Annotated in this window: 15 protein-coding genes; 3 read left to right on the top strand and 12 right to left on the bottom strand. The window is 72.6% G+C overall.

The features are described from left to right. Positions 1-504: 504 nt before the first annotated feature. Together ACFYZ8_RS24775 and ACFYZ8_RS24770 are read right to left on the bottom strand one after the other, a co-directional pair. Positions 505-792 carry a YiaA/YiaB family inner membrane protein gene (locus ACFYZ8_RS24775; RefSeq protein WP_359031965.1) on the bottom strand — a complete coding sequence of 96 codons (288 nt, stop codon included), beginning with the start codon at positions 790-792 and terminating at the stop codon, positions 505-507. A gap of 59 nt (positions 793-851) precedes the next feature. Continuing rightward, the gene (locus ACFYZ8_RS24770) at positions 852-2,006 is read right to left on the bottom strand and encodes an acyl-CoA dehydrogenase family protein (protein ID WP_388536197.1); all 1,155 of its coding nucleotides are present in this window, start codon (positions 2,004-2,006) and stop codon (positions 852-854) included. Between the two features lie 76 nt (positions 2,007-2,082). Between ACFYZ8_RS24770 and ACFYZ8_RS24765 the strand changes: the two genes are divergently transcribed. From ACFYZ8_RS24765 to ACFYZ8_RS24755, 3 genes are read left to right on the top strand one after another with little or no spacing between them, the layout of a single operon-like run. Then, positions 2,083-2,724 (top strand): TetR/AcrR family transcriptional regulator, encoded by a 642-nt coding sequence (locus ACFYZ8_RS24765; RefSeq protein ID WP_388536199.1) that lies wholly within the window; start codon positions 2,083-2,085, stop codon positions 2,722-2,724. A gap of 46 nt (positions 2,725-2,770) precedes the next feature. Next, entirely contained in the window at positions 2,771-3,478 is a 708-nt protein-coding gene (locus ACFYZ8_RS24760; RefSeq protein WP_359031962.1) for a winged helix-turn-helix domain-containing protein, read from the top strand. Between the two features lie 46 nt (positions 3,479-3,524). Continuing rightward, positions 3,525-4,463 (top strand): DMT family transporter, encoded by a 939-nt coding sequence (locus tag ACFYZ8_RS24755; RefSeq protein ID WP_388536336.1) that lies wholly within the window; start codon positions 3,525-3,527, stop codon positions 4,461-4,463. 112 nt (positions 4,464-4,575) lie between these two features. Here ACFYZ8_RS24755 and ACFYZ8_RS24750 read toward each other — a convergent pair whose 3' ends face one another. The 10 genes from ACFYZ8_RS24750 to ACFYZ8_RS24705 all read right to left on the bottom strand — a co-directional run bounded on the left by ACFYZ8_RS24750 (position 4,576) and on the right by ACFYZ8_RS24705 (position 17,585). Beyond that, positions 4,576-5,655, bottom strand: coding sequence for a Zn-dependent alcohol dehydrogenase (locus tag ACFYZ8_RS24750; RefSeq protein ID WP_388536201.1), 1,080 nt, complete (start codon positions 5,653-5,655; stop codon positions 4,576-4,578). Positions 5,656-5,666: 11 nt separating this feature from the next. Beyond that, positions 5,667-7,055 (bottom strand): aldehyde dehydrogenase family protein, encoded by a 1,389-nt coding sequence (locus ACFYZ8_RS24745; protein ID WP_388536203.1) that lies wholly within the window; start codon positions 7,053-7,055, stop codon positions 5,667-5,669. A gap of 485 nt (positions 7,056-7,540) precedes the next feature. Then, a complete protein-coding gene (locus ACFYZ8_RS24740) occupies positions 7,541-8,875 on the bottom strand; it encodes an ABC transporter ATP-binding protein (RefSeq protein ID WP_359031959.1) in 1,335 nt (444 codons plus the stop codon). A 176-nt stretch (positions 8,876-9,051) separates the two neighbouring features. After that, on the bottom strand, positions 9,052-9,738 hold the full coding sequence (locus tag ACFYZ8_RS24735; RefSeq protein WP_388536205.1) for a class F sortase: 687 nt from the start codon (positions 9,736-9,738) through the stop codon (positions 9,052-9,054). Positions 9,739-10,294: 556 nt separating this feature from the next. Continuing rightward, positions 10,295-10,876, bottom strand: a complete 582-nt coding sequence (locus tag ACFYZ8_RS24730; protein ID WP_359031957.1) for a hypothetical protein — start codon at positions 10,874-10,876, stop codon at positions 10,295-10,297. A gap of 96 nt (positions 10,877-10,972) precedes the next feature. Beyond that, positions 10,973-12,238, bottom strand: coding sequence for an MFS transporter (locus tag ACFYZ8_RS24725; RefSeq protein ID WP_388536207.1), 1,266 nt, complete (start codon positions 12,236-12,238; stop codon positions 10,973-10,975). A gap of 25 nt (positions 12,239-12,263) precedes the next feature. Next, the gene (locus ACFYZ8_RS24720) at positions 12,264-13,676 is read right to left on the bottom strand and encodes a citrate:proton symporter (RefSeq protein ID WP_359031955.1); all 1,413 of its coding nucleotides are present in this window, start codon (positions 13,674-13,676) and stop codon (positions 12,264-12,266) included. Positions 13,677-13,814: 138 nt separating this feature from the next. Then, positions 13,815-16,052, bottom strand: coding sequence for a molybdopterin oxidoreductase family protein (locus tag ACFYZ8_RS24715; protein ID WP_388536209.1), 2,238 nt, complete (start codon positions 16,050-16,052; stop codon positions 13,815-13,817). A 77-nt stretch (positions 16,053-16,129) separates the two neighbouring features. Further along, complete coding sequence (locus ACFYZ8_RS24710) at positions 16,130-16,759, bottom strand: TetR/AcrR family transcriptional regulator (RefSeq protein WP_359031953.1); 630 nt, start codon at positions 16,757-16,759, stop codon at positions 16,130-16,132. A 286-nt stretch (positions 16,760-17,045) separates the two neighbouring features. Further along, complete coding sequence (locus ACFYZ8_RS24705; protein WP_359031952.1) at positions 17,046-17,585, bottom strand: hypothetical protein; 540 nt, start codon at positions 17,583-17,585, stop codon at positions 17,046-17,048. Positions 17,586-17,690: the final 105 nt, after the last annotated feature.

Genomic DNA, 17,690 nt, shown 5'->3' with positions numbered 1-17,690 from the left:
AGGCGGACCCAAGCCGGTCGACCGAGGCGGCCCAGGCCGGTCGAGGCGGACCCAAGCCGGTCGACCGAGGCGGCCCAGGCCGGTCGAGGCGGACCCAAGCCGGTCGACCGAGGCGGCCCAGGCCGGTCGAGGCGGACCCAAGCCGGTCGACCGAGGCGGCCCAGGCCGGTCGAGGCGGGCCCAAGCCGGTCGACCGAGGCGGTCCAGGCCGGTCGAGGCGGTCGGGCCGGGAGCGCCAGGGCCGGACAGGACCGATCAGGGCGGCGTTGGTCGGCGCAGGGCGGCGTAGGGCGGCGTAGGGCGCGCACGTCGGCGCTGGTCGGCGTTCGAAGTCACCGTGCCCGTGCCCACGCGGGCCCCGGCCGGGACGCGGCCCGTGCCAGGCGGTCCCGGATCGGTGGCTCGTGGTCCGTACCGGCTACGGACAAGCCGAGCCGGAACCCTCTCCCCGGCCGGAGGCCCGAGCCGCCGGCCCCGTCCAAGAAGCGAGCCGCCAACCTCCGCTCAGAGCTTCTCGAACGGGTCGTGTTCCGCGAGCAGTTTCTCCAGGCGGGCCTGGTCGACCCGGCTGACGATCTGGCCGGCCTCCTGGCGGTCGCGGATGACCTTGGCCAGGGTGAAGGCGGAGGTGACGAGGTACAGGACGGCGATCGCGAGGAAGCCGCGCACCCAGGCGTCGGCGTTCAGGCGGAAGATGCCGACGGCCGTGGCGGCCATGGCCACGGCGAAGGAGGCGACGGCCTGACCGTAGAAGGCCGCCGTGTTCTGCTGTTTGACCGGTGTCTCGCTCATGGACAGAGTTTCGGCCGGCCGTGACCCCCGCCACATCCGCTCGGATACTCAGGCGGTACTCAGAACGCCGAGACACCCGTCAACGCCCGTCCTATGACCAGCTTCTGGATCTGGCTCGTGCCCTCGTACAGGGTCATCACCCGGGCGTCGCGCAGCAGTTTGCCCGCCGGGTACTCGTCGATGTAGCCGTACCCGCCGAACACCTGGAGGGCGTTGTTCGCGGCGCGCACGGCCGCCTCCGAGGCGAAGAGCTTGGCCTTGGAGGACTCGACGGCGAACGGCTGTCCGCGGTCGATCAGATCGGCCACCCGCCAGGTCAGCAGCCGGGCCGCGTCCACGTCGACGGCGATGTCACTGATCAGCTCCTGGACGAGCTGGTGCCCCGCGATCGGCTTGCCGAACTGCTCGCGCTCACCGGCGTACCGGACGGCCGCGTCCAGGGCGGCCTGGGCGATGCCCACACACCCCGCCGCCACCGACATGCGCCCCTTGGCCAGCGCGGACATGGCGACGGAGAACCCCTTGCCCTCCTCGCCGACCATCGCTGAGGCGGGCACCCTCACACCCTCCAGGACCAGCTCGGCGGTGGCCTGCCCGCGCAGCCCGAGTTTGCCGTGGATCGTGCGGCGGGTGAGGCCGGGGGTGTCCGTCGGCACCAGGAACGCGGAGACACCCTTGTGGCCCGGCGCGTCGGTCGAGCGGGCGAACAGGAGCACCACGTCGGCCCAGGTCCCGTTCGTGATGAACATCTTGGCGCCGTCGATGACGTAGTCGTCACCGTCGCGCACCGCGCGCGTGGCGAGGTTGCCCGCGTCGGAGCCGGTGCCGGGCTCGGTGAGGCCGAAGCAGCCGACGTACTCGCCGGAGGTGAGCCCCGGCAGCCAGCGCCGCTTCTGCTCCTCGCTCCCCCAGGCGGCGACCGTCTTGGCGACCAGCCCCAGGGACACGGACACGATCCCGCGCACGGACGAGTCCCCCCGCCCGAGCTCCTCGGTGACCAGGCAGTACGCGAGATGGTCGCCGCCCGAGCCGCCGTACTCCTCGTCGATCGTCAGCCCGAGGAACCCGACCTCGCCGAGCTTCTTGACGATGCCCCGGTCGACCTCCTCGGCCCGGTCCCAGGCGACGACATGCGGAGCGATCTCCCGGGTCACGAAGTCCCGCGCCAGCCGCTGGACGGCGGCCTGCTCGTCACTCAACCCCAGGTCGACCACGAGATCACCTCACTTGAGAGCGGCGCCATTAAATTAGCACTGCTAGTTTCTATTCGGCAGCCCTACTATGTGCGCCATGGCCCGACCGCGCAAGCCCCTCCTCAGCACCGACCGGATCGTCGAGACGGCACGCGCGCTCGTGGACGCGGAGGGTCTCGCGGCCCTCTCCACGCGCCGGCTCGCGGCGGAACTCGGCGTGAGCGGCCCCTCGCTCTACAACCACTTCCGCACGAAGGACGAGATCCTGGAGGCGGTCGCCGACTCGGTGAGCGCCCAGGTCGACCTGTCGATGTTCGAGGACGGCCGGCCCTGGCGGACCGCCCTGCACGACTGGGCCGTCTCCTACCGCAACGCCCTGCGCGACCACCCCAACATCGTCCCCGTGCTGGCCCAGGGCCCCGGCCGCCGCCCCGCGGGCCTGCGTCTCGCCGACGCGGTCTACGGCGCGATGGTCGACGCGGGCTGGCCACCTGCGCAGGCCACCTCCATCGGCGCGCTGATGCGGTACTTCATCATGGGCTCCGCCCTCGGTTCGTTCGCCGGGGGCTTCGTGGACGACGCGAGCGCGTACGACCCCGCGGACTATCCCCACCTCGGCCAGGCCCATCTCCTCGCCGAGCAGCAGGAGAAGATCGACGAGCGGGCGTTCGAGACGGGGCTCAGGGCCCTGCTGGACGGGCTTGCCCAGCAGTACGAGCAGCTCAGAGGCACTGCGTAGGCATATTTCGGTGGGCGCCGAAGCGTCCCTGAGCCATGCTGGACCCATGACGAAGGACCCGCAGGCACCCCGGCTGGCGAAGCTCGCCGCCCTCATCGCGGACGAGACCCGGGCCGCCTGTCTCCTGGCCCTGCTCGACGGGCGGGCCTGGACCGCGGGCGAGCTGGCCCGCCACGCGGGTGTCGCCGCGTCGACCCTGAGCGAGCACCTGGGCAAGCTGGTCGCGGGCGGCCTGCTGACGGAGGAACGCCAGGGCCGCCACCGGTATGTGCGGCTCGCCGACGCCCGGGTGGCCCACCTGGTGGAGGACCTCGCGGCACAGATCGCCCCGGACGCCGGTCAACGTCCGCGAAACCTGCGGGAGTCCAGCGCCGGTTCCGCGATGGCCCGGGGCCGCACGTGTTACGACCATTTGGCGGGCCGCCTGGGCATCGCGGTGACGGACGCACTGACGTCCCGTCAGCTCTTGATCCAGGACACGGGTTTCGCTCTCACGGACGCCGGCCTGGAGTGGTTCGCGGCCACCGGCATCCCCCTCGACCGCAAGAGCCGCCGCCCCTTGGCCCGAGCCTGCCTCGACTGGACAGAACGCCGCCCGCACCTGGCAGGAGTCGCGGGAGCGGCCCTGTGCCGGCACGCGCTCGCCGAAGAGTGGTGCGTACGCGTCGGTTCGGAGCGGGCGGTGAAGGTGACGGGGGCGGGTGAGCGGGCTCTGACCGACCTCCTGGGAATCGACGTAACGACGCTGCGATAGACGCCCCCACAGGGCCGCACCCTCCCTTCCTACCTTCAGGAGCATGATGAACCCCCGCCGCACCGACCTCCTGGCCGCCGGAGCAGCCACGGTCACCGTCGTCCTGTGGGCCTCCGCCTTCGTCTCCATCCGCAGCGCGGGCGCCGCCTACTCCCCCGGCGCCCTGGCCCTCGGGCGGCTCCTCTCGGGCGCACTCGCTCTCGGCGTGATCTGCCTGATACGCCGGGAAGGGCTCCCCCCGCGCTCCGCCTGGCGCGGCATCGCGGTCTCCGGCGTGCTGTGGTTCGGCTTCTACATGGTCGTCCTGAACTGGGGCGAACAACAGGTGGACGCGGGCACCGCGGCCCTGGTCGTGAACATCGGCCCGATCCTGATCGCCCTGCTCGGTGCCCGCCTGCTCGGGGACGCGATGCCCCCGAGGCTTCTCGCGGGGATGGCGGTCTCCTTCGCGGGCGCGGTCACCGTGGGCCTGTCGATGTCGGACGACGGCGGTTCCTCGGTGCTCGGCGTGGTCCTGTGCCTGCTCGCGGCGATCGCCTACGCCGGCGGGGTCGTCGCGCAGAAGCCGGTCCTGGGCTCCGCGACCCCGCTGCAGGCGACGACCTTCGGCTGCTTCGTGGGCGCCGTGGTCTGTCTGCCGTTCGCCGGCCAACTGGTGTCCGAGGCGGCCGACGCCCCGGCCTCGGCGACGCTCAACATGGTCTACCTGGGCGTGTTCCCGACCGCGCTGGCCTTCACCACCTGGGCGTACGCCCTCGCCCGTACGACGGCCAGCCGCATGGGCGCGACCACCTACGCGGTCCCCGCCCTGGTCGTCCTGATGTCGTGGCTGGCCCTCGGCGAGGTCCCGGGACTGCTCACCCTCGCGGGCGGCGCGCTGTGCCTGGCGGGCGTGGCGGTGTCCCGCTCCCGCGCCCGGCGGGTCGCCGCGGCCCCGGTGCCGGTACCGGAGCCGCGGCCCGAGAAGGCCTCAGACTCCCCGTGAACGCGCCCTGCCCGCGAGCACCTTGATGCAGAGCAGCGCGATCACCGAGAGCACGACGGTTGTGCGGGAAGGTTGCCCGGAGCACCCGCGGTGGGGTCCGGGCAACCGTCGCTCAGAACACCACCAGCGCCCTGCCGCCCTTGCCCGCCAGCATGTTGTCGAAGGCGGCCGGGATCCCGTCCAGCCCGATCCGTTCCGTCACCAGGGAGCCGAGGTCGAGGCGGCCCGCCCGGACGTGTGCGGCGAGCACCGGGAGGTCTTCGGCGGGGTTGGAGTTGCCGTAGACACAGCCCGCGAGGGTGCGGCCCCAGTGGAAGATCTCCAGGGCGTTGAAGGTGACCTGCTGGTCCTTGCCGCCGATGCCGACGACCGTCGTACGGCCGCCGCGGCGGGTGGAGTCCCAGGCCGTGCGGATCGTCGAGGCGCGGCCGACGCACTCGACGGCGACGTCGACGCCCTGCCTGCCGGTGAGGCCCCGGATCTCGCGGGCGGTGTTCTCGGAGGCGATCACGTACTCGGTGGCCCCGGCGGCGCGCGCCAACTCCTCCTTCGCCGGGGAGACATCGACCGCGACGATCTTCGAGGCGCCCGCGATCCGGGCGGCCTGGAGCGCGGCCAGGCCCACTCCCCCGACCCCGTACACCGCGACCGTCTCGCCCTCGCGGACCCGCGCCGCGTGGTGGACGGCGCCGTAGCCGGTGAGGACCGCGCAGCCCAGGAGGGCAGCGTCGGTGAGCGGGATGCCGTCGGGGAGGGGCAGGAGGCAGGACTCGGGGACGACCGTCTCCTCGGCGAACGCGGCGACGTTCAGGCCGGGGTGGAGGTCGGTGCCGTCGGCGGTGCGGGCGTAGACGTCGGCGGCGCCGTTGAGGGCGTTGGCGCACAGCCAGACCTCGCCGAGCGTGCAGGCGTGGCAACTACCGCAGGAGGGAGCCCAGTTGAGGACGACTCCGGCGCCGGGCGCCACCCCGGTGACTCCCTCCCCCACGGCGACGACCGTGCCCGCGCCCTCGTGGCCGAGGACGGCCGGGACGGGGACGCGCATGGTGCCGTTGGACAGGGACAGGTCGGAGTGGCAGACCCCGGCGGCGGCGAGCCGGACCCGGACCTGGCCGGGGCCGGGGTCCGGGAGGTCGATGTCGGTGACCTCCAGGGGAGCGCCCACGGCGGGAAGGACGGCGGCACGAACCACGGGAAGGCTCCTCAGAACTGGAGGGACTTGGTCTGGAGGTACTCGGCGAGACCGTGCGAGCCGAGCTCGCGGCCGACGCCGGACTGCTTGTAACCGCCGAACGGGGCAAGGGGGTTGAAGCGGCCGCCGTTGATGTCCACCTGCCCGGTGTCCATCCGGCGGGCGAAGGCCACCGCCTCCGGCTCGTCGCCGGCCCAGACGGCACCCGCGAGGCCGTAGACCGTGCCGTTGGCGATGCGCAGGGCGTCCTCCTCGTCGTCGTAGCGCAGGACGGTCAGGACCGGGCCGAAGATCTCCTCCTGCGCGATCGTCATGTCGGGGGTGACGTCGGCGAAGACGGTCGGCGACACGAAGTAGCCCTGTTCGCGCGGGGATTCGGGGCCGCCCGCGACCAGCCGGGCGCCCTCGGCGACGCCCTTCTCGATGTAACCCCGCACCCTCGCCTGCTGCTTGGCGTTGACGACGGGCCCGATGCGCTCGCCGTACTTCGCGGCGGCGGTGGCGGCGAGCTCGACGGCTTCGTCGTACTGGTCCGTGTGGACCAGCATCCGGGTCCAGGCGCTGCATGTCTGGCCGGAGTTGGACATCACGTTGGCGACGCCGACGTTGACCGCCTTGGCGAGGTCGGCGCTCGGCAGGATGACGTTGGCGGACTTGCCGCCCAGCTCCAGGGCCACCTTCTTCAGCGCGGCACCGGCACTCGCGCCGATCCGGCGTCCGACGGCCGTGGAGCCGGTGAACGAGACCAGGTCGACGTCCGGGTGTTCGACCAGGGCCTGTCCCGCGACCGGGCCGAGGCCGGTGACCAGGTTGAAGACACCGGCCGGGACGCCCGCCTCGTGGACCGCCTCGGCGAAGAGCTGGGCGACCAGCGGGGTGTCCTCGGCGGGCTTGAGGACGACCGTGCAGCCCGCCGCGAGGGCCGGGGCGACCTTGGCGACGATCTGGTGGAGCGGGTAGTTCCAGGGTGTGATGGCGGCCACGACGCCGATCGGCTCCTGGTGGACGGTGGAGTTGCCGACCTTCTCCTCGAAGGGGTGGGTCGCGGCCAGCTCGGCGTAGGAGGCGGCGACCGCGACGGGGACGGCGGCGTGGACGTTCTGCGAGAACTTCAGCGGGGAGCCGAGCTCGGCGGTGACCGTCTCGGCGATCTCGTCCTTGCGGGCGGTGAGGGCGTCCCTCAGGGCGGCCAGACGGGCGGCCCGCTCGGCCGGAGCGGTGGCGGCCCAGGCCGGAAGGGCGGCGCGGGCGGCCCGTACGGCGCTGTCGACGTCCTCGGCGGTGCCGGCCGGGACGTGCGCGATGACCTGTTCGTCGACCGGGTTCACGACCTCGATCACGTCCGGGCCGGTGGCCGGGCGCCACCCGCCGTCGATGTACATGCCGTCGTGCGCCTTCATGGTGCGTCCTCCCGGGCTGGGCCGTGCCGTGTCGTCGTCCGGCCTCATAAACTAGCGACGATAGTTTTCTCGCGCCAGAGCGGAGCCGGACCGTCCACGGACATCAGAAGTCGACACGGGTCCGCTCGTCCACCCGCCCCACGGACTGGACTGCGGCCCGAACGCCTTGCCGTACGGCCGCCGAATCTCCTCGATCTTCCGGTCACACGGGGCGGCCTGCCCCGCTTCCCGGCGGCGTTCCGCGCACCCACCGCCACCGGCCGCGCCCGGCTCCGCACGGCGAGCCCGTCGGGGCGACCGCCGTCAGACCGCTCGGAACCCGCGTCGGCGCGGCGGGCCGGGGCTGGTCCCGGTGAGCAGGGTCCCGGTCCGGGTGAGGTTCGCGCCCGTGCGTCTCCGCCCGACGGGGCGCCGCCGCCGAACCCCGCTCCCCCGCCCTTGATTCACCCGGCCCTTGATTCACCCCGCCCCGCCGCGCCCCACCCTCACTCGTCCAGGTCCGGGAGCCGGTCCGGGGACGGGCAGATTCGTTCGCCGTGCTGGTCGAAGACGAACAGGTGGGAGATGTCGACCAGGAGGGGGACCTGCATGCCCCGGCGGAGGTCGATGTCCGGGGTGGTGCGGACGACGAGGTCGCCGGGCAGACGGGGGTCGGCCACGGGGGGTTCGGACTCCGGCGGGTCCTCCAGGACCACGACGGGACCCGCGCGGAGGGAGACCGCGCGCTCCCTCAGGCGTTCCATGACCGTGCCCCCCTCGCGGCGGCGGCGCCGGGCCGGGCGTGGGGCGGGGCGCGGGGCCTCCAGATCGGCCACGAAGGCGGGGCGGGAGCCGGTGTTGAAGTGGACGAGGACCTCGTGGCCCTGGAACTCCACGTGCTCCACCAGTCCGGTGATCGGCATCTCCCCGGGACGCGCGGAGCTCCGCTCGGCGATGCGGATCGCCTCCGACCGCAGCCCCACGATCACCTCACGGCCCTGCTGGACCCGGAGCAACTGGTGGTCCAGGGACAGGGGTTCGGGCAGGCGCAGGTACTGCTTGCCGAGGCTGATGGTCATCGCGCCGTCCAGCGGGGCCCGGACCAGGCCGCGCAGGAGGTTGATGCGCGGGGTGCCGATGAAGGCGGCGACGAAGACATTGCGGGGCACCGCGTACACCGATCGCGGGGTGCCGACCTGCTGGAGGACTCCCCCGCGCAGGACGGCGACCCGGTCACCGAGCGACATGGCCTCGCCCTGGTCGTGCGTGACGTAGACCGTGGTGACGCCCAACTCCCGGGTGAGTCCGGCTATTTCGGCGCGCAGGTGGTTGCGGAGCTTGGCGTCGAGGTTGGACAGCGGCTCATCCATGAGGAAGGCGGAGGGGTGGCGGGAGATGGCCCGGCCCATCGCCACGCGCTGGCGTTCGCCGCCGGAGAGCTGGCCCGGGTAGCGGTCGAGGAGGTCCTCGATGCCCAGCATGCGGGCGGTGGCGTCCACGCGTGCGCGTGGATCCTCGTCGGGGGCCTCGATGCGCAGCGGGAAGCCGATGTTCCCGCGGCTGGTCATGTTCGGGTAGAGGGCGAAGTTCTGGAACACCATCGCCATCCGCCGCTGGGCGGGCAGCAGGTCGTTGGCGTACTCGCCGTCGAGCCTGAGCTCGCCCTCGGTGATCTCCTCCAGCCCGGCGATCATCCTGAGCACGGTGGATTTTCCACAGCCGGAGGGGCCGAGCAGTACGAGGAACTCGCCGGGCGAGATGTCCAGCGAGAGCCGGTCCACCACCCGGGCTCCCCGGGCGTAGGTCTTGCTCACTTGGTGCAGAGAGATGGCGCGTGTCATGGCCGTGCCCCCGAGGGCTCACTGAGCGAACGCGGGCGCTCCGCGGTCGGACGCCACGTGCGGGTCGTACGGGGCGTGTGAGTCACGGAAGTTAACGGAAAGTGCGCGCCCCGGGGAAGACACGTGCGGGATTCGGACGGCCCGGGTCCAGCTGGTGAGAAAGCGGACTCCCGGGTTCAGCGGGCGGTATGGGTACGGATCTGGACGAGATGGGCGAAGACGACGACGTTGCCCGAGTAGCCGGTTCTGCGGTTGTAGTTGCCGCCGCAGGTGATGAGCCGGAGCTCGGGACGGGCGCGGTTGCCGTAGACCGTCCGGTTGGGGAAGTGGTCCTTCTCGAACGTCCGGATGGCGTCCACGGTGTAGACGGCGGTACGGCCGTCCGCGCGCCGTACCTCGATCCGGCGCCCCGTCTTCAGTTCGGTGAGTCCGGCGAAGACCGCGGGCCCGGAGTCGGTGTCCAGGTGCCCGACGGCGACGGCGGTGCCCGGCTGGCCGGGGGACGGTCCACCGGCGTACCAGCCCACCAGGTTGTCGTCGTCGCCCGGCGGGGCGGTGAGACGGCGGTTCCGGTCGAGCCGCAGGTTCATGACCGGGGCGTCGAGGCTCAGGTACGGGATGAGGAGGCGGGTGGCGCGGGAGCGGGGCAGGGGGCGGGGGCCCGGGGGGCGGTGCGCGCCGGGTGCGGGGCGGCCGGGGCGTGGTACGCCCGCGGCGGCCGGGGGCGTGGGCGACCGGCCGGCGGCCGCGCAGGAGGCCGTACCGGCGGCCTGGGGGCGTGCGGCACCGGGCCCCGTGCGGGCGGCGGGGGTGCGCGCCGCGTCTGCGCCCGGACGGGCCGGGCGGGAGTGCGGTGGAGCCACGGGCGTGCCCGCGTGGGAGCGGGGGGCAGCGGCAGGCGGGTCCGCAGGCGGGCGCCCCACGGAAGCGCGCGTGCCCGCAGGAGGGCGCCCCGCAGAGGCGCGCGTGCCCGGCCCGGCGCCGGGCGCGGGGGCGTGGGGACGCGGCCGGGCGGCGGGTGCGGCGCCCGGGGTCGCTCCGCCGGGGCGACCACGGCCGACGTGGGCACAGGCCGCCGCAGGCGTGCCGTGGGCGCTTGTCCCGCCCGCACCCGGGGCCCCGGCCCCCGCGGGGTCCCGGCGGGCGTCGGGCGGGCCCGTGCCGTCCCACTCGGCCCCGGACGGCGACCCGTGCAGCCCCGTCCCCGTCGGCGGCCGGTCCGAGGTCACCGGGCGTGCGTCGGTGCGGGACGCCGGGGCGTCCGCGGCCCCGGGCCCGCCCGGCGAAGCGAGGGCGGCCGCCTCGCCGGGCTGGTCGTCCTGGGCCCACTGGAGGCCGCCCACCACCAGGGAGACGGCGAGAACGGCCGTCCTCGTAAGGCGGTAGGCGCGCGTCCGGTACCAGGGCCTGCGGGTCCTTCTACGCGGCGCCATGCGTACGGCGACGCAGCCGCAACCAGGTCGCCGCGCCGACCGCGGCGAGGCCCACGCCGGCGGCACCCACGACCGGGGTGAAGGCGTCCTCGCGGGCGAGCCCGCCACCGCCGGCCGGCGGACCGCCGTGGGGGCCGCCGGCGGGCTTGTCGTCGCAGCTGACCTTGAACACCTTGTGCTTGGCCGGGGGCGTGACCTGGCCCGGGACCACGGTGGTCGTCCAGGTCAGCTTGTAGTGGCCCGTGGGCAGCATCAGGTTCGAGGTGACCCCGGCCCCGTTGGCGAGGGTGACGACTCCTGACAGCTTGGCCGTGGTGCCGGCCTGCGCGGACTGCGGCTCGATGGTCCAGTTGACGCCGACGGCGGTGTCGAAGTTGAACGCGTCGAGGTAGAACAGGCAGACCTTGGGCTGGTTGAGGTGCGCGGCGGAGGCCGTACCCGCCATGTGCACCTTGACGTCTCCCTTCTCACCGACGGCGGCGGCGGACGGCGCGGACAGGAGCAGCGCTCCGCCGACGGTGACCGCCGTCAGGGCGGCGACTCTGCGGGGACGGGACGAGGTCGACATACAAGACCCTCCGAATCAGGTGATTTTCATACAAACTGCACCTGATTCGATGTCACATCCGCGGCCCTCATGGGGGGACGAGCGCCCGACACACCGTCAGATATCGCTCTTACGGCTCAACGGCCGACGGCCCCGGGACGGCTCGGCCTGCTCCTCCGAGGACTGCTCCGAGGACTCCTCCGAGGGCTCCGAGGACTTCGCCGACGACCGCAGCGCGACCCCCGACGACACCAGCAGGAGCCCGCCCAGCATCACGAACGGCGCCGCCACACCCGCGACCCCCGCGACCAGACCCGCCGCGGCCGGTGCGGCGACCTGGCCGAGGCGGTTGCCGGTCAGCCGCAGGGCGAGGGCGGTGGAGCGGGCGCCGTCGGGGGCGGCCTGGACGACCGTCGTCATGGACAGTGGCTGTCCGACGCCGAGGCAGAAGCCGAGCAGCGCCAGCATGACGGCCAGCCCCCACACCGGGACCGGCAGCGCGAAGCCCGCGCACAGCAGGGCAGCCAGCAGACATGTGACGGTGAGGAGCGACGCGCGGCCCAGCAGTCGTAGCAGCGGGGTCAGCACCAGACGGCAGGCGATGGTGGCCGCCGCGCGCAGGCTCAGCAGCAGGCCGATCACCGACGGGGCGATGCCGCGGTGCTCGCCGACCACCGGCAGGTACGCGGTCAGGATGTCCGTGGCGGACAGCACGGACAGGCTCACGAAGATGCCGCCGGGCACGCCACGGGACCGCAGGATGCGCCCGACGGGGACCCGATCGCCGTGTGCTGCACCGGACTTGGCCGCACTGTCGCGGTGCTCGATGCGCCACAACGAGGTGAACGCGACCGCCGCGACCGCGCCCGCGACGAGCAGCGCGAGCGCACTGGTGCCCGCCATGTCGGAGCCGCCGATCAGCGCACCGGCCGCGACCGGGCCGACCAGCTGGCCGAGAGAGGCGCCGATGGTGAAGTGGCCGAAGTTGCGGTCCTGTTCGTGCGGGGCGGACTGGCGGGCGACCAGGGACTGCGCGCCGATGACGAAGCAGAGGTGGCCGAGACCCATCACCCCGCTCCAGATCGCCATCGCCCACAGGGAGTTCACCGTCCCGCTCAGCGCGCACCCGCCGGATATCAGCACGACTCCCACGGGCAGCAGCGGCGCACACCGCCCGTGGTCGGTCCGCCGGCCCAGCGGCACGGCCGCGAAGAGCGGGAGGAGCGCGTACACACCGGCGATGACACCGATCGCCCGCTCGTCCGCGCCCAGCGCGAGGGCCCGGTAGGAGACGGCGGGCCGGGCCATCGACACCGCCCCCTGCGCGAAGCTGAAGGCGATGACGAGGCGGAGCAGCCAGCCGCGGTTCCCACCGGGCGCCATGGGCGAATCCTCCAGGAGGAGAAGGTCAGATGATTCCGAAGAGGATGCCTGCCCCGAGGATCAACAGGCAGGTGAGCGCCGCCCACTTGACGACGAACCTGGTGTGGTCGCCGAACTCCACCTTGGCCATGCCGACCAGGACGTAGACGGCCGGGACGAGCGGGCTCGACATGTGCAGCGGCTGGCCGACGAGCGAGGCGCGGGCCATCTCCAGCGGGGTGACACCGTGCGCCGCGCCGGCCTCGGCGAGGACCGGGAGGACACCGAAGTAGAAGCCGTCGTTGGACATGAAGTAGGTGAGCGGGAGGCTCAGGACGCCGGTGACGAGGGCCATGTGCGGGCCCATCCCCTCGGGGATGACGTCGACCATCCAGCGGGCCATGTGGTCGACCATGCCGGTGCCCTGGAGGACGCCGGTGAAGACGGCGGCGGCGAAGACCATGCCGGAGACGTTGAGCACGTTGTCGGCGTGGGCGGCCAGACGGGCCTTCTGGTCGGGGATGTGCGGGAAGTTCACGGTGAGCGCGAGCGCGGCGCCGAGCAGGAACAGCACCGGGATCGGCAGCCACTCCATGATCATGGAGGTGAGCAGGGTGGCCGTGAGCAGGGCGTTGAACCAGTAGAGCTTGGGGCGCAGGGTGGGCCGGTTCGGGTCGAGGACCTGGAAGCGCTCGGCGTCGCCCTCCTCGTCGTCGGCGTCGGTGCCGGAGCCCGAACCTCCCGTGGGAACGGGGGCCTTGGTGTCACCGGAGCCGGCGCCTGCGCCCGCACCGACCAGGACCGTCTCGGTCTCCGCGGGCTCCAGGACCTCCTCCAGCGTCAGCGTGCCGAGCCGCTTGCGCTCGCGCATGCCGAGGACGTACGAGAGGACGAAGACGCCGAGGAGGCCGACGGCGAGGGCCGGGATCATCGGGACGAAGATGTCGCTGGCGTCGAGCTTCAGCGCGGTGGCCGCGCGGGCCGTCGGGCCTCCCCAGGGCAGCGTGTTCATCACGCCGTTGGCCATCGCGGCGACACCGGTCATCACGACCAGGCTCATCTTCAGGCGCTTGTACAGCGGGTACATCGCCGAGACGGTGATCATGAAGGTGGTCGAGCCGTCGCCGTCCAGCGAGACGATCGCGGCCAGGATCGCCGTGCCGACGACGATCCGCATCGGGTCGGCCTTCGCGAACTTCAGGATCCCCCGGACGACCGGGTCGAAGAGGCCGACGTCGATCATCACACCGAAGTAGACGATCGCGAACATGAGCATCGCCGCGGTGGGGGCGAGGCTGGTGACGCCTTCGATGACGTAGTCACCGAGCTTGGCGCCCTTCCCGACGAAGACGCAGAACAGGGCCGGGATCAGTACGAGCGCCGCGATCGGCGACATCTTCTTCATCATGATCAGGACCAGGAAGGTCGCGATCATGGCGAAGCCGAGGATGGTCAGCATGAGTGGATACCTAACGTTCGCCCTTGAACTCCCACCGGAGTCGGCAGTGCGATGACGTTAGGACCCGTCAAGTGGCGTTAACAAGACGTTGACATGCGAGCAATAAGCGCAAAACTGCTGGTCACAGCTTTGCGCTGCTCACAGCGTCGCTACGGCGGCCAGTTTTACGGGTACGCCGTTGAGGACCGCGTTGCCCGAGAGCGGGTCGAGCAGGCTGCCGTCGAGGAGCTGGTTGACGTTGACGCCGGGATCCTTGCGGGCGTGGCCTAGGCGGGTGCCGGGCCGGTCGTGGCCCCAGCCGTGCGGCAGGCTGACCACGCCGGGGCGCACCCCGTCGGTGACCTCGGCCTCGGTGACCACCTCTCCCCCGGCGCCCTTGATCCGCACCGCGGCGCCGTCCTTCAGGCCGAGCCGTTCGGCGTCCTCGGGGTGGATGTGCAGGGTGCAGCGGTTGGTGCCGCCGGTGAGGGCGGGGACGTTGTGCATCCAGCTGTTGTTGGAGCGCAGGTGCCGGCGGCCGACGAGGACGAGTCCCTCGGGCCGGTGCCGCAGGGCCTCGCGCAGCCGGGGCAGGTCGTCCGCGAGGGGGGCGGGCAGCAGTTCGACCTTGCCGCTCCTGGTCTTCAGTGGCTGCGGCAGCCGGGACGTCAGCGGTCCGAGGTCGATGCCGTGCGGATGCGCGAGCAGCTCGGTGAGGCTCAGCCCGTCCGGTCGTACGCCGAAGCCGTCGCCGTAGGGGCCGAGGCGCAGCATCATGTCGAGGCGCCGCTCGGGGCCGGTGTCGCCGGCGAGTTCGGCCCTGAGGTCGCTCGGCTCGCGGCCGTGCACGGGCGAGTGGGCTTCCTTGACCGCCTTGCCGAGGGTCTGGTCGATGACCAGGTCGTCCACGGCGGACGGGTCGGCGCCGTGCATGCCGGTCGCGGCGAGGACGAGGCGGGCGAGGATCTCCGTCTCCGCCATCCGGCCGGGCTCCAGCGGGACGGCGGGGCGGGTGTAGCGGACCTGGTTGCGCACGGCGAGGGTGTTGAAGGCGAAGTCGTGGTGCGGGCTCTGGGAGGGCGGGGGCGGGGGCAGCACGACGTGGGCGTGGCGGGAGGTCTCGTTCAGGTACGGGTCCACGCTGACCATGAAGTCGAGGGAGCCGAGGGCCTTGTCGAGCCGGTCGCCGTCGGGGGCGGACAGCACGGGGTTGGCTGCGACGGCGATGAGGGCCCGGATCGGCTCGCCCTCGGCGGTGGTGGTGTTGATCTCCTCCGCGAGCGCGGAGAGCGGCAACTCCCCCTTGGCTTCCGGGTGTCGGCTCACCCGGGAGTGCCAGCGTCCGAGGGCGAAGCCATGGCTGGGTCCCGCGGGCCGGGGCGTGCGGTCGGTGGCCGCCTGCGGGAAGAGCGCGCCGCCCGGTCGGTCGAGGTTGCCGGTGAGGATGTTGAGCACGTCGACGAGCCAGCTGGCGAGGGTGCCGTGCGGGACGGTGCAGCTGCCGATACGGCCGTATACGGCGGCTGTCGGGGCAGCGGCGAGTTCGCGGGCGAGGGTGCGCGTGACGCCGGCGTCCACGTCGCAGGCGGCGGCGACGTCCTCGGGCGTGAAGTCCCGCACAGCTGCCCGGAGTTCGTCCAGCCCTTGGAGGTGCGGGGTCAACTCCCCCGTGTCCACCAGGTCTTCCTCGAAGAGGACGTGCGCCATCGCCGCGAGCAGCAGTGCGTCGGTGCCGGGCCGGATGGCGATGTGCCGGTCGGCGAGCCTGGCGGTGCGGGTGCGGCGGGGGTCGACGACGGTGAGGGTGCCGCCGCGGGCCTTGAGCGCCTTGAGCTTGCCGGGGAAGTCGGGGGCGGTGCACAGACTCCCGTTGGATTCGAGGGGGTTGGCGCCGAGGAGCAGCAGATGGTCGGTGTGGTCGAGGTCGGGCACGGGGATGGCGTTGGCGTCGCCGTAGAGCAGCCCGCTGGAGACGTGCTTGGGCATCTGGTCGACCGTGGACGCGGTGAAGACGCTGCGGGTGCCGAGCCCGGCGAGCAGCACGGGCGGGTAGAGGGCGCCGGCCATGGTGTGGACGTTGGGGTTGCCGAGGACGACTCCGACGGAGTTCGCCCCGTGCCCGTCGACCACGCCCCGGATGCCGGCGGCGACGGCGTCGAAGGCCTCCTCCCAGGTGGCCTCGCGCAGTTCCCCGTTCCGTCGTACGAGGGGTGTGCGCAGCCGGTCCGGGTCCCCGTCGACGGCCCCGAAGGCGGCTCCCTTCGGGCAGATGAACCCCTTGCTGAACACGTCGTCACGGTCCCCGCGGGCGCCGGTGACCCGGGTCCCCTCAAGGGTGAGCGTGAGACCGCACGTGGCCTCGCACAGGGGGCAGATACGCAGAGCGGTGCGGGACACGGGTCCTCCCGGGGCAGCGGTGCCTGTCCGGGTGAGCATACCGACCGGTATGGATGGAGGGGAGGGGGTGCGCGGGATCAGTCCAGAACCCTGGCCAGATACGCCCGCAGCATCTCCCTGGCCTCCTTGATGATCCGCTCGTCCCCCTCGGGTGCCATCCGGAAGGCAAGGTGGACCAGGGTGTCGGCGGTCTCCACGGCGATGAGGAAGGTGCGGCGCAGGTCGTCGTCCGGTTCGCGGGAGAGGTAGCCGGACAGGAGCTCGGCGAGGCGGTCGGCGACGCGGTGGTTGGGTTCGGCGTGCCGGGCCCCCACGGGGATCTGGTTGCCGAAGTCGACGAGGGAGAAGCCGGGGGCGGTGCGCTTCATGGCGAGGTACTCGTCGAGGACCACGTCCATCGCCGTACGCCAGCCGCCCTCCGCACCCGACTCGTGCGACTCCTTGAGGCGCTCGGTGACGCCGGCCGTGAAACGCTCCAGGTTGCGCTGGGCGAGGGCGTCGGCCATCTGCCGCTTGTTGCCGAAGAAGCGGTAGACCGAGCCGATGGGCACGCCGGCGCGCAGGGCGACGGCGCGGGTGCTGAGGTCGTCGTAGCCGACCTCGTCGAGCAGGTCGGCGCAGGCGTCGAGGATTCTGGTCAGCCGTTCGGCACTGCGCCGCTGCACGGGGGCGCGGCGGAGCGAGGTCGCTTGGGGCACGGGCTTCATGATGCCTTTCCGCGGTGGTCCGGTGAACCCTGCCACCTGGTACGGGGCGGGGAGCCTGCGGCACTCATCGGACACCGGCGGTGACGGTGGTGTCCGCGCGGGTGCTGGGGCCGGCCCGCGGGGACCGGGGCCGCGATTTCAGGTCTGCGCCGTCGACGGTGCGGGCGACCTGCCGGGAGGGTAACGCTGTCACTGTTGCCCGCCACGGGTCGCGTCCCCGTGACATCGTTGCCCATCCTCCTGACGGGCCGCGACGGCGAGGCGCCGCCCCGGGAAAAGAACACCGTCACGACCCCGCCCCCGGGACACCGCCCGCACTCCCCGTCGGCTGCGGCTCCGACGCCGTCACGTCCGCCGTGCTCTCCACCGGGTGCCCGTCCACGGCCCACACCGTGCCGTCGTCGGCGTAGAGGCGGGCGGTGACCTTGTGGGTGCCCTGCGGGACGTACGCGGCCGCGAGACGGCACTCGGGGGTGCGCAGGGTGCTGACGGGGCGCTCGTCCACGAAGAGGACGGCGACGCCCCGGCCGGAGACCGCCCGGTGCTTGGTGTTGCCGGGCGAGAAGTCGAAGTTCTCGACGGTCAGGCGTACGGACCAGCTGTCGTCGGGGTTGGGCTGCACCTCGATGCCGACATCGGGGGCGTTGTCCTTGTCGACCTCGCGGTAGTGCCGGCCTTCGTGGTCGGTGTCGTCGAGGACCTTGCCCACCGGCGAGACCGACTGGCCTTCCTTCTGCTCCTGCCCACTGGTGCCACAGCTCACGGATCCGGTCACCAGCACGACACAGACCGCGAGCGCGGCGAGGAGTCCCCGCGTCCACGACATGCCCGGGAGCGTAGAACACAGGTCCGACACCGCGAATCCCCCTGGGGTCTGGTTCTCATCCTCCTCCCTGAGGAGGTCACGGGCGGAAGATCGGTTCCAGGGAAC

This window comes from Streptomyces sp. NPDC001668 (assembly GCF_042893155.1).
Classification (GTDB): Bacteria; Actinomycetota; Actinomycetes; order Streptomycetales; family Streptomycetaceae; genus Streptomyces.
The sequence above is the reverse complement of the archived record's forward strand: the minus strand, read 5'-3'. Positions and strand labels throughout refer to the sequence as shown.